This window comes from Mesocryomonas fontinalis, assembly GCF_055730125.2.
Window position 1 is genome coordinate 598085 of sequence record NZ_JBUZWG020000001.1, and the last position, 13871, is coordinate 611955.

Below are 13871 nucleotides of genomic sequence, written 5' to 3' on the forward strand. Positions count from 1 at the left end.
GCTAATTCCGTCCATTCACGCACGACACCCCAAGGACTCACCCCATGGCCCCCCGCGTTCTCGTTTCCGATCAGCTTTCTCCCACCGCCGTCCAGATCTTCAAGGATCGCGGCGTCGAGGTCGACTACATCCCGGACCTCGGCAAGGACAAGGACAAGCTCCTCGCCGTCATCGACCAGTATGACGGCCTCGCCATCCGCTCCGCCACCAAGGTGACCGAAAAGCTCATCGCCGCTGCGACGAAGCTGAAGGTGATCGGCCGCGCCGGCATCGGCGTCGACAATGTCGACATCCCCGCCGCCTCGCGGAAGGGCATCATCGTGATGAACACGCCCTTCGGCAATTCGATCACCACCGCCGAGCATGCCATCGCGCTGATGTTCGCCGTCGCCCGCCAGCTCCCCGCCGCCGATATTTCCACCCAGGCCGGCAAGTGGGAGAAAAACCGCTTCATGGGCGTCGAGATCACCGGCAAGGTGCTCGGCATCATCGGCTGCGGCAACATCGGCGCCATCGTCGCGACGCGCGGCGTCGGCCTGAAGATGAAGGTCATCGCCTTCGATCCCTTCCTCTCCTCCGAGCGCGCCGCCCAGCTCGGCATCGAGAAGGTCGAGCTGGAGACGCTGTTCCAGCGCGCCGATTTCATCACCTTGCACACGCCGATGACCGACAAGACCCGCGGCATCATCGACGCCGCCGCAATCGCCAAGATGAAGGACGGCGTGCGCATCATCAATTGCGCCCGCGGCGGGCTGGTCGTCGAGCAGGACCTCGCCGACGGCATCCGGTCCGGCAAGGTGGCCGGTGCCGGCGTCGACGTGTTCGAGACCGAGCCGGCGACCGACTCGCCGCTGTTCAACCTGCCGAACGTCGTCTGCACCCCGCATCTCGGCGCCTCCACCGAGGAAGCGCAGGAGAACGTCGCGCTTCAGGTCGCCGAGCAGATGTCGGATTACCTCATCTCCGGCGCCGTGCAGAACGCCCTCAACATGCCCTCGATCTCGGCCGAGGAGGCGCCGCTGCTGACGCCTTTCGTCAAGCTCGCGGAAATCCTCGGCTCCTTCGTCGGCCAGGTCACCGAGGATCCGATCAAGTCGGTCGAGATCGTCTATGACGGCGCGCCGGGTGCGATGAACACGCGGGCGCTGACCAGCGCTGCGCTGGCCGGCCTCCTGAAGCCGCTGATGCAGTCGGTCAACATGGTCTCCGCGCCGCTGATGGCCAAGGAGCGCGGCATCCTCGTCTCCGAGGTGCGGCGCGACAAGTCGGGCGTCTTCGACGGCTACATCAAGCTGACGGTCACCACCGAGAAGTTCTCGCGCTCGGTCGCCGGCACCTCGTTCTCGGACGGCAAGCCGCGCTTCATCCAGATCAAGGACATCAACATGGAGGCCGAGGTCGGCCGCCACATGCTCTACACCACCAACAAGGACGAGCCCGGCATCATCGGCGAGCTCGGCTCGCTCTGCGGCCGCAACAACATCAACATCGCCAACTTCCATCTCGGCCGCAACGAGAAGGGCGGCGATGCCATCGCCATCCTCTACCTCGACGAGCCCTTGTCGGAAGCTGTGATGGATGAGATCCGCGGGCTGAAGAAGATCGGTCAGGCGAAGCTCCTGTCTTTCGACATCTGATCGCGCCGAAAGGCGTTGGGGGAGGGGCGTCCTGTCCCTCCCGCTTCTGCTGGCGATATCGCGGGGGATGCCGGCGGAAAACGCGCGCTGCACCCTCGCTTCCCCGGCGCTCCCTGACTATAGTCCGGCCGTTTTGCGAAGCCCCGTTCCCAGCCTTCATTTGGCCGAACGTCGGGCGGCGTCGTTTTTCATGGCCTGAGGCCGGAGGGCGATGCAGGAGAGGGCGACCCGCCCCAAGGAGAGTTGCATGGCCAATGTCGTCGTCGTCGGATCGCAGTGGGGCGACGAAGGGAAGGGCAAGATCGTCGACTGGCTGTCCGAGCGGGCCGATGTCGTCGTTCGCTTCCAGGGCGGCCATAACGCCGGCCACACGCTGGTGGTCGACGGTGTCTCCTACAAGCTCTCGCTGCTGCCGTCCGGCGTCGTGCGCTCGGGCAAGCTCTCGGTGATCGGCAATGGCGTGGTCTTCGATCCGCATGCCTTCGTCGCCGAGAAGACCCGGCTCGGGGCGCAGGGCGTCTCGATCACCCCCGAATCGCTGCGCATTTCCGACAATGCCTCGCTGATCCTGTCGCTCCACCGCGAGCTCGATGCGATCCGCGAGAATGCCAACTCCGGCACCAAGATCGGCACCACGCGCCGCGGCATCGGCCCGGCCTACGAGGACAAGGTCGGCCGCCGCGCCATCCGCGTCATGGACCTTGCCGATTCGGAGATCCTGCCGGAGCGCGTCGAGCGCCTGCTCGCCCACCACAACCCGCTGCGGCGTGGCCTCGGCGTCGAAGAAGTGTCGGCGCAGACGATCCTCGATGAACTGACCAGCGTCGCACACGAGATCGTGCCGTATATCGACCACGTCTGGAAATTGCTCGACACCCGTCGCCGCGCCGGCGACCGCATCCTCTTCGAGGGCGCGCAGGGCACGATGCTCGACATCGACCACGGCACCTATCCGTTCGTGACGTCGTCGAACACCGTCGCGGGGCAAGCTTCCGCCGGTTCCGGCATGGGCCCGGGCAGCCTCGGCTTCATCCTCGGCATCACCAAGGCCTACACCACGCGCGTCGGCGAGGGGCCGTTCCCGACCGAGCAGCTGAACGAGATCGGTGATTTCCTCGGCGAGAAAGGCCACGAATACGGCACCGTCACCGGCCGGAAGCGCCGCTGCGGCTGGTTCGACGCGGTGCTGGTGCGCCAGGCCGTCGCGATCAACGGCATGACCGGCATGGCGCTGACCAAGCTCGACGTGCTCGACGGCCTCGACGAGCTGAGGATCTGCGTCGGCTACCGCCTCGACGGCAAGGAGATCGACTACCTTCCGGCAACGCTCGGCGCGACCGAGCGGCTGGAGCCGATCTACGAGACGCTGGAAGGCTGGAAGGAAACCACCGCCGGCGCACGCCGCTGGAGCGACCTGCCGGCGCAGGCAGTGAAGTACGTCCGCCAGATCGAGGAACTCGTCGGCTGCCCGGTGACGCTGCTGTCGACGTCGCCGGAGCGGGACGACACCATTCTCGTCCGCGATCCGTTCCAGGACTGAGGCTGCTTCGGGTCGGCCTGACGCAAGCTGCCTGTGATCGAACACATTGATGCTGCAGAGAACTTGTCGAAAATCGATTCCGGTTTTCGCAGCGATGATGTACTGACCGGCAAGCCGCACCGGCGGCTGCAGCCGTGCTTTCGGTCGCTGGTGATATGCAGTAGGGTCGACGTCGAAATATGCATCTGCAACAAACACCTAGACGATCAGTAAGGGGCTGCGATCCATGGCGGATTTGAGCGCGGTTCTGCGCAAGACGATCGATGGCCTGCCGAATGCATCGCCCGAACTGCGGGCCAAGGTCTATGACAAGGCCCGCGCTGCGATCGAGCGGCAGATCGCCGCTGCCAATCCGCCGCTCGCGGAGGAGCTGATCGAGGCCCGTCGCTCGGCTTTGGCCGACGCGATCGACCGCACCGAGGATCATTACCTTGGGCAGGAGGACGCGCCCGTTCCAGCTATGGCGCCGGTGGCCCCGAAGCCGGCAGCCCCTGCTGTCGAGCAGCGGGCGGCGACGCCGGCGCCGCCGCCGAGAGCGCCAGTCGCGACCCCGTCCGCCCCGCCCGCGTCCTCCGCGCCGCTGCCGCACGTCGATCGTGGCCCTCGTCCTTCGGCAGGCGTCCAGAAGCCGGCCTGGCCGACGGCGACGAGCAGCGGCAGCGAACTTGCCATACGCGCCGATCCGCGCCGCGACCCGGTGCGCGGCGAGCCGGACGCGCCGCGCGTCCCCGACGCCGGCCGAAGCGGCCTCGACGCCCCGCGGACAGAAGTCCGCGCGAACCGTCCGCCCGAGCGGCGGGAGCCGAGCGCCGAGGGCATGATGCCGTCGCCGGGCGCCCGGACGAGTGGCGCTTCCGGTCTCGACACTTCCGCCATCCCGGTCGCCGATGTCGCCGCCCCGCGCTATGCCAATGGCCGCCGGCCCAGCCAGAAGACCCGCAGCCGCTCCCCGGCGCTGGCCGGCATCGCCGTGGTCATCGGGCTCGGCGGTGCGGCAGCGCTTGCCTATGTCTACAAGGACCAGCTCGAAGCGATGCTGGTGGGGCCGAACACGGCCGACACGACGGCGACCGCCACGGCGACGCCGTCCGCCGGTACCTCCGCTTCCACGCCGGCGACCGTCGATGGCGGCGATGTCGCGGCTCTCTCGCCGCCGTCCGCTACCGGCACGAGCACCGGCACCGCCGCGCCGAAGCGCCGCTTCACCCAGCGGCTGATGCCGGACGGGACCGAGGTCGACGAGGGCCCCGGTGCCGGCACCGGCGCAGACTTCGGCGAGGGTACCAACATCGCCGCCGCCTCGCCGGACGTGAGCCCGGCGCCGCTGGTGCCACAGGTGGCGACCGCGCCCGAAGCGACGACGCCGGAGGACACCGCGACGGAAGGGACCGACCCCGAAGGGACGGATCCGGAAGCGGAAGCGGACGCGCCGCCGGCCGCTGCCGAGGCGACGCCTGCGCCCACGACCGAAACGGCTGCGCTGACGCCCGGCGATGCGGCAGTGCCCGCGGTCGCGCAGAAGGCCGTCTTCTACGAGGAGCGCACCGAGACCGAGCAAGGCTCGCAGCGCGGCGGCAACGTCGTCTGGAGCGTCGTCGAGGAAGCGCCGAGCGACGGGGCCCCGCCGGAGCCGGCGATTCGCGCCGTTGCCGATGTGCCGGAGGAGAACCTGCGGCTGACCATGACCATCCGCCGCAACACCGACGACACGCTGCCGGCGAGCCACGTCATCGAGATGATGTTCGACGTTCCCGCGAACTTTGCCGGTGGCCAGATCGCCAATGTGCAGCGGCTGGCCTTGAAGCCGACGGAGGAAGCCCGCGGCGAGCCGCTGATCGGCGTTGCCGGCAAGATCTCGGACGGCTTCTTCATCGTCGCGCTGAACAATCTGGCGCAGGCGACGCAGACCAATCTCGGCCTGCTCGGCAAGGAACAGTGGATCGACATTCCGCTCGCCTATTCCAGCGGACGCCGTGCGCTGATCTCCATCGAGAAGGGCATTCCGGGCGACCGCGTGTTCAAGCAGGCGATGGACGCCTGGGCCGCCAAAACCTAAACCCCATCTGCGGCGTTCCGCGCCGCTATCCGGGGTTGGAAAAGTCCCGCCAAAAAGAAAAGGCCCCGAATTTCGGGGCCTTTTTTGTTTTCGTCATCGGAGAGGCGCTGATCAGGCTGGCTCGAGGACCCGCAACTGCCGCTGGGCGGCCTCGGCGGTGTCCTTCACCGCCTTCTGCACCTTCTCGAAGGCACGCACCTCGATCTGGCGCACGCGCTCGCGGCTGATGTCGAACTCGTCCGACAGCGCCTCGAGCGTCAGCGGGTCTTCCGACAGCCGCCGTGCCTCGAAGATCCGACGCTCGCGGTCGTTGAGGACGTCCATCGCCCGGTGCAGCATGCTGCGCCGCTGGTCGAGTTCGTCCTGTTCGACCAGCATCGCCTCCTGGCTCTCCGACTGGTCGACCAGCCAGTCCTGCCACTCGCCGGACTCGCCCTCTGTCGCGCGGATCGGTGCGTTCAGCGAGGCGTCGCCAGAGAGGCGGCGGTTCATCGAGATGACCTCCTCCTCGCTGACGCCGAGTTGGGTCGCAATGTGCGCCACCTGGTCGGGCTTCAGGTCGCCTTCCTCCAGCGCCTGGATCTTCGACTTCATCTTGCGCAGGTTGAAGAACAGCCGCTTCTGATTGGCGGTCGTCCCCATCTTCACGAGGCTCCACGAGCGCAGGATGTATTCCTGGATCGAAGCCTTGATCCACCACATCGCATAGGTCGCCAGGCGGAAGCCGCGCTCGGCGTCGAAGCGCTTGACCGCCTGCATCAGGCCGACATTGCCTTCCGACACGACCTCACCGATCGGCAGGCCGTATCCGCGGTAGCCCATGGCGATCTTCGCCACCAGGCGCAGATGGCTGGTCACGAGGCGGTGGGCGGCCTTGCGGTCGTCATGCTCGGCATACCGCTTGGCGAGCATGTATTCTTCCTGCGGTTCCAGCATGGGGAACTTGCGGATTTCCTCGAGATAGCGGCTGAGGCCGCCTTCGCCCGAGGCAATGCTCGGCAGATTGGACTGGGCCATGATACTGCACCCTCCTTGACGTGACCGGCAGCCTCTTCTGAGGCCGACCGTGCCTTGGACCGCGTCTCCGCCGATCCCGGCCAACTCGATGTTCTCCTGACATCGCAAAGGTTCGCGCCTGAAATGCGGCGTGACCTCTTAAATAGACCGGTCGGTATAAAACCGCCAGCCCTTTTCACACGATCGTGCGCATCTTCGTCCGGGAAGCCGCAGCGCTCGTTTGGGAGATCCGGATTTCAGACCGTCATTCCGAGGGCAGTGGCGAGATTGCGCATGTCTGAAGGGATATCGCTTTCGAACAGCATCGGTTCCCCGGTCACCGGATGCTCGAAGCCCAACTGGAAGGCATGCAGCGCCTGGCGCCCGAACTGCTCCACGACGACGCGATCCGATGGCTCCAATTTGTTCACCTTGGTCATGAACCCGCCGCCATAGGTCTCGTCGCCGATCAGCGGGTGACCGATATGGGCCATGTGCACGCGAATCTGGTGCGTTCGCCCGGTCTCCAGCCGGCATTCGACCAGCGAGGCCAGCGTATCCTCGCCGGGAGAAGAGCGCGCGATGACGTCGAAATGGGTGATCGCCTCGCGGGCGTCCGGCCGGTCGGCGGCGACGACGGTACGCTTGGTGCGGTCGGTATTCGACCGGCCGAGCGCGGCCTCGATCGAGCCGCTGCGCCGGAGCGGGGCGCCCCAGACCAGCGCCCGGTAGGCCCGCTGCATCCGCCCGTCGCGGCCGTGTGCGGCGAACTGCTCGGCGAGCGAGCGGTGCGCGATGTCGCTCTTGGCGACCACCATGACGCCCGTCGTGTCCTTGTCCAGCCGGTGGACGATGCCGGGGCGTTTCACCCCGCCAATGCCGGACAGGCTGTCGCCGCAATGGTGGAGGAGGGCGTTGACCAGGGTGCCCGTCCAGTTGCCGGGGCCGGCATGCACGACCAGCCCCGACGGCTTGTCGACGACGACGAAGCTTGCATCCTCGTAGAGGATCGTCAGCGGAATGTTCTCCGGCAGAGGGTCGGCATCGACCGCTTCCGGCACCAGTATCTCGACGACGTCGCCCTCTGCCACCTTGCGCTTGGTGATGCGCGCCGGGGCTCCGCCCACCGTCACGTCGCCTGCCTCGATCAGCGCCTGGATGCGGCTGCGCGAGAGCACGCCCGGAAACTGCGCGCTGAGAAACTGGTCGAGCCTCAGCCCGCTGGAGGCCTCATCGACGGTGAAGCTGCTTGCTTCCGCATCTTCGGGGATTGTAGGACCGGTAACGATGAAATCCTCCGACATGGCGGGACAGTTCTGCGGCCCCGATGACCCGCGCCCGCTTCGGCCGCGCGCGGAAGGGTCTTTGCGGGCGATGGAAAGAAAGCGACTGATATGACCGACCTGCCCGACGACGAGGCCCCGCTCGATCCCGCCACCGAGCGCCTGCGCCGAAAGATGGTGCGGCTGCTGGCGGTCGCCGTGGCGACCATGCTGATCGGCGTTATGGCGGTGCTCGGCGCCGTTGTCTACAAGATCAACCAGACGCGCGCCGTTCCCAGCACCGCCGAGATCGCCTTGCAGCTGCCCGCCGGAAGCCGGATCGAGAGCATGGCACTGGATGGCGGCGAGGCGCTGCTGCGGCTTTCGGGCGGTGCGGACGATCTCGTCCGGGTCGATCTCGCCACCGGCATCATCACCGCCCGCTATCGTATCTCTGCGCCCTGATCGCCTGCGCCCCGCAGGTTTTTCCACAAGCTCGCCTCTCCGGCGCAGAAAAGGGGTTGCCATCCCGAAAGCCCCTGGCTATATCCGCGTCACTGGTCACGCGCCCATCGTCTAGCGGTTAGGACGACGCCCTCTCACGGCGTAAACAGGGGTTCGATTCCCCTTGGGCGTACCAGGCTCCCCTTCTAAATAACTATCTGAATTCCGGTGTTGCTTGCGCTTGATCGCGAGAACCTTGTGAAATGGCGACAGCCGCTGGCTGCGGATGGCACGTCGCGACGTCGACGGCTCTTCCGAGCGCGCGGCGGATGACGGGCGCGCCTCGATGCGAAGCCCGCCTCGCCGAAGAGCCGTACCCCTTCGTAGACATTCAGGCTCGATGCCCCGATCAGCCTGTCGGTCCCGCCGCCGCGCGAAGAGTTGGGCGTACTTCCTCGGCGACCCTCGACCGGGAACGATCCGGCTTCAGCCGCGGGTCGCCGAGGAGGCTGCGGATCAGACGGTGATCGAGCCGCTTGCGATCAGCTTGGTCACGTCGAGTTCCCGCAGCTTCTGCGTTCGGCCAAGCTTGCCGCCGAGGGCGAGAACCTGCTCTCCCGAGAGCGGCAGGACGAAGCGCTTGCTGACGATCCGCGGCTCGCCGCCTGGCTGGGCGAATTCCGTCCACTGCAACCGTCCGGGATACTGCCCTTTGGTCAGCGTGATGCCGCCATCCAGTTCGACGGTTTCGACGACGGTATAGACGCGGTCTTCGTATGCTGCCCTGCCGGCCATGTGTGATCCCTGCTTTGCTTGGTAAACCGTGCTTATGCGCCCTTCCGGCTGAAACACCAATTCCCGCCACCGGACAGCGCCGTCGCGTCGTGACCGAAGGAACCGCGTAGCGGCTTTTCCAAGGCCTGCGGGGGGGCATCGACAGACGGGCATCGAAGACCTGACCCGACGAAACATTTTAGTCACCTAAGAAATTAGAGGCGTCTTAGCGATTGTCGCATATTGTTAGCAGGCTAAAGGACGACGCAGTTGGCGTAGGAGTCCCTGATGGTTTCATTCTTCAAGTCCAGTGCTGCCGACGTGTTGAACGCGATGGGTAAATCCTTTGCCATCATCGAACTCGACCCCACCGGCAAGATCCTGACGGCCAACAAGAACTTTTGCCACGTCCTTGGTTACGAACTCCCTGACATCGTCGGTCAGCATCATTCGATTTTCGTCGATCCCGCCTACGGCCACTCTGCGGAATACAGAGACTTCTGGACGCGGCTGGCGGCCGGCGAGTTCGTCTCCGGACAGTTCAAGCGGCTCTCGAAGACCGGCGAAGCCGTCTGGATCGAGGCCTCCTACAACGCCGTCACCAATGCCCGCGGCAAGGTCTACAAGGTGGTGAAGTTCGCCAGCGACGTCACCGCCGCCAAGCGCATCGCCCTTGAAGAAGCCAGCAAGCTGGCGGCCCTCGGCAAGTCCCAGGCCATCATCGAGTTCACCCCGAAAGGTGACATCCTGGCGGCCAACGGCAACTTCCTCGAGGCCCTCGGCTATACCGCCAACGAAGTCGTCGGCCGGCACCACAGCATGTTCGTCGACCCCTCCTATGCCCGGAGCCCTGAATACGCGGCCTTCTGGACCGCCTTGCGCAATGGCGAGTATCAGGCCGCGGACTTCAAGCGCTTCGGCAAAGGCGGTCGCGAGGTCTGGATCCAGGCCTCCTACAACCCGATCCTCGACGACCGCGGCGCCGTGACCAAGGTGGTGAAGTTCGCAACCGACCTGACGGACCGGATGAAGGCGGTCGACACCATCGGCCTCGCCCTCGGACGGCTGGCCGAGGGCGACCTCGACCAGCACCTCGATGCGGCTTTTATTCCCTCGCTGGAATCGCTGCGGACCAACTTCAACCAGTCCGTCCAGAAGCTCAACGTCGCCATGCGCTCCGTCAGCGACAACGCCACGGCGATCCATTCGAGTGCCGACCAGCTCCGTTCTGCCGCTGACGATCTTGCCCGCCGTACCGAGCAGCAGGCTGCAGCGGTGGAGGAAACCTCGGCCGCCCTGTCTGAGATGGCCGGCACGTTGAAGCTCTCCAGCAGCCGGGCCGACGAGGCCGGTGTCCTCGTGGCCAAGACCCGGGCCGACGCGGAACGCTCCGGCCTGATCGTCGGCGAGGCCATCGCGGCGATGAGCCTCATCGAGACCTCGTCGGACGAGATCGGCAAGATCATCGGCGTCATCGACGAGATCTCGTTCCAGACCAATCTCCTGGCGCTCAACGCCGGCGTCGAGGCGGCACGGGCGGGTGAAGCGGGCAGGGGGTTTGCCGTGGTGGCGCAGGAGGTGCGTGGCCTTGCCCAGCGTTCGGCGACGGCGGCCAAGGAGATCAAGCAACTGATCTCGACCTCCGGCCATCAGGTCGAGGCCGGCGTCCGGCTGGTGAGCCAGACTGGCGAGGCGCTGGAGTCGATCGCCCGGCGGGTGGCCGAGGTCGACAGCCACGTGTCCTCGATCGTGCAATCGACCCACAGCCAGTCGACAGGGCTTCAAGAGATCAGCCTAGCCGTCGGCACGATCGACAAGGGCACGCAGCAGAATGCCGCCATGGTCGAGGAGTCGACCGCGGCCAGCAACGAGCTGGCTGAACAGGCCCACTCGCTGACGGATCTGCTCGAAGGCTTCAGCCTCGGAGACGGTGCGCACACCCGCCAGGGATCCCCGGTGCACCAGCTGAACAGACGGGTCACCCAGGCTTTCGGGGCCCGGGCATGAGTGCCCGGAACCCTGCCGCCGCCGACGACACGCGAAGCGCAGTCCTCAAGAAAGGTCTTTTCATGCGCCTGAACACCACCCCCATTCGGCCAGCCAGCGCCCGTGGAGGCTTCTGATGACGAGCGACACATCAAAGGGCGCGGCCGTCGAGTTGCCCGCGCGCCTCGATCTGACCGCCGCTGCACCGCTGCATGAGCAATTGCTCGGCCTGCGCGGAGAAGCGCTCGAGATCGATGCGTCCAAGGTCGAAAGCCTCGGCGGGCAGTGCCTGCAGGTGCTTCTCTCGGCGGTCGTCACCTGGAAGGCGGACTCGGTTCCGCTTCACATCGCCAACGCCTCACCCGGTTTCGAGGGCGGCCTCAGGCTGCTCGGCCTTAGCCTCGACAGCTTGCTCGACAAGGAGATTTCCCAATGAAAATGACCATTCTGACGGTCGATGATTCCCGGACCATGCGCGAGATGCTGCGCCGGGCGCTCGAGGAAAGCGGTTTCAACGTGGTGCAGGCCGAGGACGGCGTGCACGGCCTCGAGGTCCTCGACGGCATGGAACACCCGGACGTGATCATCACCGACGTCAACATGCCCCGCATGGACGGGCTGACCTTCATCGAGGAAGTGCGCAGCGAGCACGCCCGCCGGGTCATCCCGATCCTCGTTCTGTCGACCGAGAGCGATGTCGAGAAGAAGGCCCGTGCCCGCAAGGCCGGCGCCACCGGCTGGATCGTCAAGCCCTTCGACCCGGTCAAGCTGGTCGACGCCATTCGGCGCGTCGCAGCCTGACACTCGCCACGGCGAGCCCGGTTGAAACCGCATCCGTAACCATCCCGTCCGAGCGGCGGGAATGGCCGACTCGCCTTACGGCGCGGCCAAGAGAGCTGGCTAAAGAGGACTGAGCGATGGACGCGATGGCGGAAATCCGGGCGACATTCTTTGAAGAATGCGTCGAGCAGCTGGGTGAACTGGAAATCGGCCTTTTGGCCATGGAGAACGGTGAGGCCGATTCCGACACCGTCAACGCCGTCTTCCGCGCCGTTCATTCGGTCAAGGGCGGGGCGGGAGCGTTCAACCTGAACGATCTCGTCCACTTCGCCCATATTTTCGAGACGACCCTGGACGAGGTCCGCTCCGACCGGCTGGAGGCGACGAACGACGTCGTCAAGATCATGCTGCGCGCCGCCGACGTGCTCGCCGACCTCATCACCGTCGCCCGCGACGGCGGTTCGGTCGATGCGGCGCGCACCAAGGTCCTCGTCGCCGAACTGAAAGACCTGGTCCCGGGCGCCGCCAGCGCCCGGATGGCCGCCGTGCCCGAGCCGATGGACGAGGACGAGGGCGCGCTCTTCCCCGATGGCGATGGCGACGGCATGGACGGGTTCGATTTCGTCCCGGTGGCGATCGACTTCGACGACCTGATGGGCGGCACGCTGTCGGGATTTCGCATCACCTTCAAGCCGACCTCCGATATGTACGCCAAGGCGAACGAGAGCGCCCGGCTGATCCGCGAGCTCGCCGCACTCGGCGCGATCGACATCGATTGCGACACGTCCGAAACCCCGCTTCTCAGCGACCTTGATCCGGAAAGCGCCTTCCTGTCCTGGACGGTCACGCTGAACACGGAAGTCGGCGAGGACGCGGTCCGCGAAATCTTCGAGTTTGCCGAGTTCGATTGCGCCCTGACCATCGAGCCGCTGATCACCGAGAACCCGGAAGGTCCGGATGACGATGGCAACGAGGCGGTCGACGCCGAGACCGCGGCGCTTCTCGCCCGCTTGATGGCCGGCGGTGGAGCCGAGGACCCGGAAGCCGCACCGGCTCCGGCAGCGGCGGCCATGCCCGCTGCCGCAAAGCCTGTCGCGTCGAAGGCCGAGGAGCCGGCCGCCCAGAAGGCTGCCAAGCCTGCCGCGGCGGCGCCCGCGGCCACATCCGGCGAGGGCGGCGGTGCCCAGCCGGGCGCCACCATCCGCGTCGATCTCGAGCGCGTCGATCGCCTGATCGACCTCGTCGGCGAGCTGGTGATCCACCAGGTCATGCTCTCGCAGCGCGTGACGCTCGCCGGTCTGGCGCGGGCGACCGACGTTGCCGTCGGACTAGACGAGCTGGAGCAGCTGACCCGCGAAATCCAGGACAGCGTCATGGCGATCCGCGCCCAGCCGGTGAAGTCGGTGTTCCAGCGACTGCCGCGCCTCGTGCGCGAGGTGGCCGACGCGACCAAGAAGATGGTCAAGCTGGTGACCGAGGGCGAAGGCACCGAGGTCGACAAGACGGTCATCGAGCGTCTGTCGGATCCCTTGACGCACATGATCCGCAACGCCATCGACCACGGCCTCGAACTGCCGGCCAAGCGTCTCGCCGCCGGCAAGCCGGAGGAAGGCACGGTCCGCGTCGCCGCCATGCACCGCTCGGGACGCATCGTCATCGAGATCTCCGACGACGGCGCCGGCATCAACCGGCCGGTCGTCCGCGACATCGCCATCAAGAAGGGCCTGATCCCGCCGGACGCGGCGCTGACCGACGAAGAGACGGACAACCTGATCTTCCTGCCGGGCTTCTCCACCAAGGAGGAAGTCTCCGAGCTGTCGGGCCGGGGCGTCGGCATGGACGTGGTCAAGCGCTCGATCCAGGCTCTCGGCGGCCGGGTGTCCATCGCCTCCAAGCCCGGCGAGGGCTCGATCTTCTCGATGAGCCTGCCGCTGACGCTGGCCGTGCTCGACGGCATGATCGTCTCAGCCGGCACCCAGACCCTGGTGGTGCCGCTCACCGCCATCATCGAGACGCTAAAGCCGAAGGCGAGCGACGTTCGCGGCTTCGGCAGCGACCAGCGGCTGATCTCGGTGCGCGACAGCTTCCTGCCGCTGATCGACGTCGCCCAGCAGCTCGGCTACCGCGAAGGCGCCACCGACGCGATGACCGGTGTAGCGATCCTCGTCGAAGCCGAGAACGGCAGCCGTTCGGCGCTTCTGCTCGATGGCATCCAGGGCCAGCGCCAGGTCGTGATCAAGAGCCTCGAGGCCAATTACGGCCACGTGCCGGGCGTCGCCGCCGCGACCATCATGGGCGACGGGCGGGTGGCCCTCATCCTCGACGTCGACGCCGTCACTGCCACCTCGCGGTTCGAGGCAAGCTTCTTTTCAAACAATCTACAGGCAGCGGAGTGA

At 66.4% G+C, this 13871-nt stretch carries 11 protein-coding genes and 1 tRNA gene; 9 read left to right on the top strand and 3 right to left on the bottom strand.

Features of this window, described 5'->3' with window-relative positions:
• Positions 1-44 precede the first annotated feature (44 nt).
• The 3 genes from serA to ACZL02_RS02760 all read left to right on the top strand — a co-directional run bounded on the left by serA (position 45) and on the right by ACZL02_RS02760 (position 5233).
• On the top strand, positions 45-1637 hold the full coding sequence (gene serA, locus ACZL02_RS02750; RefSeq protein WP_472938652.1) for a phosphoglycerate dehydrogenase: 1593 nt from the start codon (positions 45-47) through the stop codon (positions 1635-1637).
• A 247-nt stretch (positions 1638-1884) separates the two neighbouring features.
• Positions 1885-3177 carry an adenylosuccinate synthase gene (locus ACZL02_RS02755; protein ID WP_472938653.1) on the top strand — a complete coding sequence of 431 codons (1293 nt, stop codon included), beginning with the start codon at positions 1885-1887 and terminating at the stop codon, positions 3175-3177.
• A gap of 226 nt (positions 3178-3403) precedes the next feature.
• Positions 3404-5233: a hypothetical protein gene (locus tag ACZL02_RS02760; RefSeq protein ID WP_472938654.1), complete on the top strand. Its 1830-nt coding sequence runs from the start codon at positions 3404-3406 to the stop codon at positions 5231-5233.
• Between the two features lie 111 nt (positions 5234-5344).
• Here the strand turns inward: ACZL02_RS02760 and rpoH are convergent, their stop codons facing one another.
• Both rpoH and ACZL02_RS02770 read right to left on the bottom strand, forming a co-directional pair.
• The gene (gene rpoH, locus ACZL02_RS02765) at positions 5345-6250 is read right to left on the bottom strand and encodes an RNA polymerase sigma factor RpoH (protein ID WP_472933710.1); all 906 of its coding nucleotides are present in this window, start codon (positions 6248-6250) and stop codon (positions 5345-5347) included.
• Positions 6251-6486: 236 nt separating this feature from the next.
• Complete coding sequence (locus ACZL02_RS02770; protein ID WP_472938655.1) at positions 6487-7533, bottom strand: RluA family pseudouridine synthase; 1047 nt, start codon at positions 7531-7533, stop codon at positions 6487-6489.
• Between the two features lie 90 nt (positions 7534-7623).
• Between ACZL02_RS02770 and ACZL02_RS02775 the strand changes: the two genes are divergently transcribed.
• Both ACZL02_RS02775 and ACZL02_RS02780 read left to right on the top strand, forming a co-directional pair.
• Complete coding sequence (locus ACZL02_RS02775; RefSeq protein ID WP_472933708.1) at positions 7624-7956, top strand: fimbrial protein; 333 nt, start codon at positions 7624-7626, stop codon at positions 7954-7956.
• 100 nt (positions 7957-8056) lie between these two features.
• Positions 8057-8131 (top strand) — tRNA-Glu (locus ACZL02_RS02780).
• A 320-nt stretch (positions 8132-8451) separates the two neighbouring features.
• Here the strand turns inward: ACZL02_RS02780 and ACZL02_RS02785 are convergent.
• Positions 8452-8730 (bottom strand): hypothetical protein, encoded by a 279-nt coding sequence (locus ACZL02_RS02785; RefSeq protein WP_472938656.1) that lies wholly within the window; start codon positions 8728-8730, stop codon positions 8452-8454.
• Between the two features lie 267 nt (positions 8731-8997).
• Here ACZL02_RS02785 and ACZL02_RS02790 point away from each other — a divergent pair, with 267 nt between their 5' ends.
• The 4 genes from ACZL02_RS02790 (at position 8998) to ACZL02_RS02805 (ending at position 13871) form a co-directional block, all read left to right on the top strand.
• Positions 8998-10716: a methyl-accepting chemotaxis protein gene (locus ACZL02_RS02790; RefSeq protein WP_472938657.1), complete on the top strand. Its 1719-nt coding sequence runs from the start codon at positions 8998-9000 to the stop codon at positions 10714-10716.
• Positions 10717-10831: 115 nt separating this feature from the next.
• Positions 10832-11131 (top strand): STAS domain-containing protein, encoded by a 300-nt coding sequence (locus ACZL02_RS02795; protein WP_472938658.1) that lies wholly within the window; start codon positions 10832-10834, stop codon positions 11129-11131.
• Positions 11128-11496 carry a response regulator gene (locus ACZL02_RS02800; protein ID WP_472938659.1) on the top strand — a complete coding sequence of 123 codons (369 nt, stop codon included), beginning with the start codon at positions 11128-11130 and terminating at the stop codon, positions 11494-11496. The genes ACZL02_RS02795 and ACZL02_RS02800 overlap by 4 nt, the downstream gene beginning before the upstream one ends.
• 116 nt (positions 11497-11612) lie before the next feature.
• Positions 11613-13871 carry a chemotaxis protein CheA gene (locus ACZL02_RS02805; protein WP_472938660.1) on the top strand — a complete coding sequence of 753 codons (2259 nt, stop codon included), beginning with the start codon at positions 11613-11615 and terminating at the stop codon, positions 13869-13871.

Coding starts and splice junctions, on each gene's coding strand:
- serA (WP_472938652.1), top strand. CDS start 45: ATGGCCCCCCGCGTTCTCGTTTCCGATCAGCTTTCTCCCACCGCCGTC.
- ACZL02_RS02755 (WP_472938653.1), top strand. CDS start 1,885: ATGGCCAATGTCGTCGTCGTCGGATCGCAGTGGGGCGACGAAGGGAAG.
- ACZL02_RS02760 (WP_472938654.1), top strand. CDS start 3,404: ATGGCGGATTTGAGCGCGGTTCTGCGCAAGACGATCGATGGCCTGCCG.
- rpoH (WP_472933710.1), bottom strand. CDS start 6,250: ATGGCCCAGTCCAATCTGCCGAGCATTGCCTCGGGCGAAGGCGGCCTC.
- ACZL02_RS02770 (WP_472938655.1), bottom strand. CDS start 7,533: ATGTCGGAGGATTTCATCGTTACCGGTCCTACAATCCCCGAAGATGCG.
- ACZL02_RS02775 (WP_472933708.1), top strand. CDS start 7,624: ATGACCGACCTGCCCGACGACGAGGCCCCGCTCGATCCCGCCACCGAG.
- ACZL02_RS02785 (WP_472938656.1), bottom strand. CDS start 8,730: ATGGCCGGCAGGGCAGCATACGAAGACCGCGTCTATACCGTCGTCGAA.
- ACZL02_RS02790 (WP_472938657.1), top strand. CDS start 8,998: ATGGTTTCATTCTTCAAGTCCAGTGCTGCCGACGTGTTGAACGCGATG.
- ACZL02_RS02795 (WP_472938658.1), top strand. CDS start 10,832: ATGACGAGCGACACATCAAAGGGCGCGGCCGTCGAGTTGCCCGCGCGC.
- ACZL02_RS02800 (WP_472938659.1), top strand. CDS start 11,128: ATGAAAATGACCATTCTGACGGTCGATGATTCCCGGACCATGCGCGAG.
- ACZL02_RS02805 (WP_472938660.1), top strand. CDS start 11,613: ATGGACGCGATGGCGGAAATCCGGGCGACATTCTTTGAAGAATGCGTC.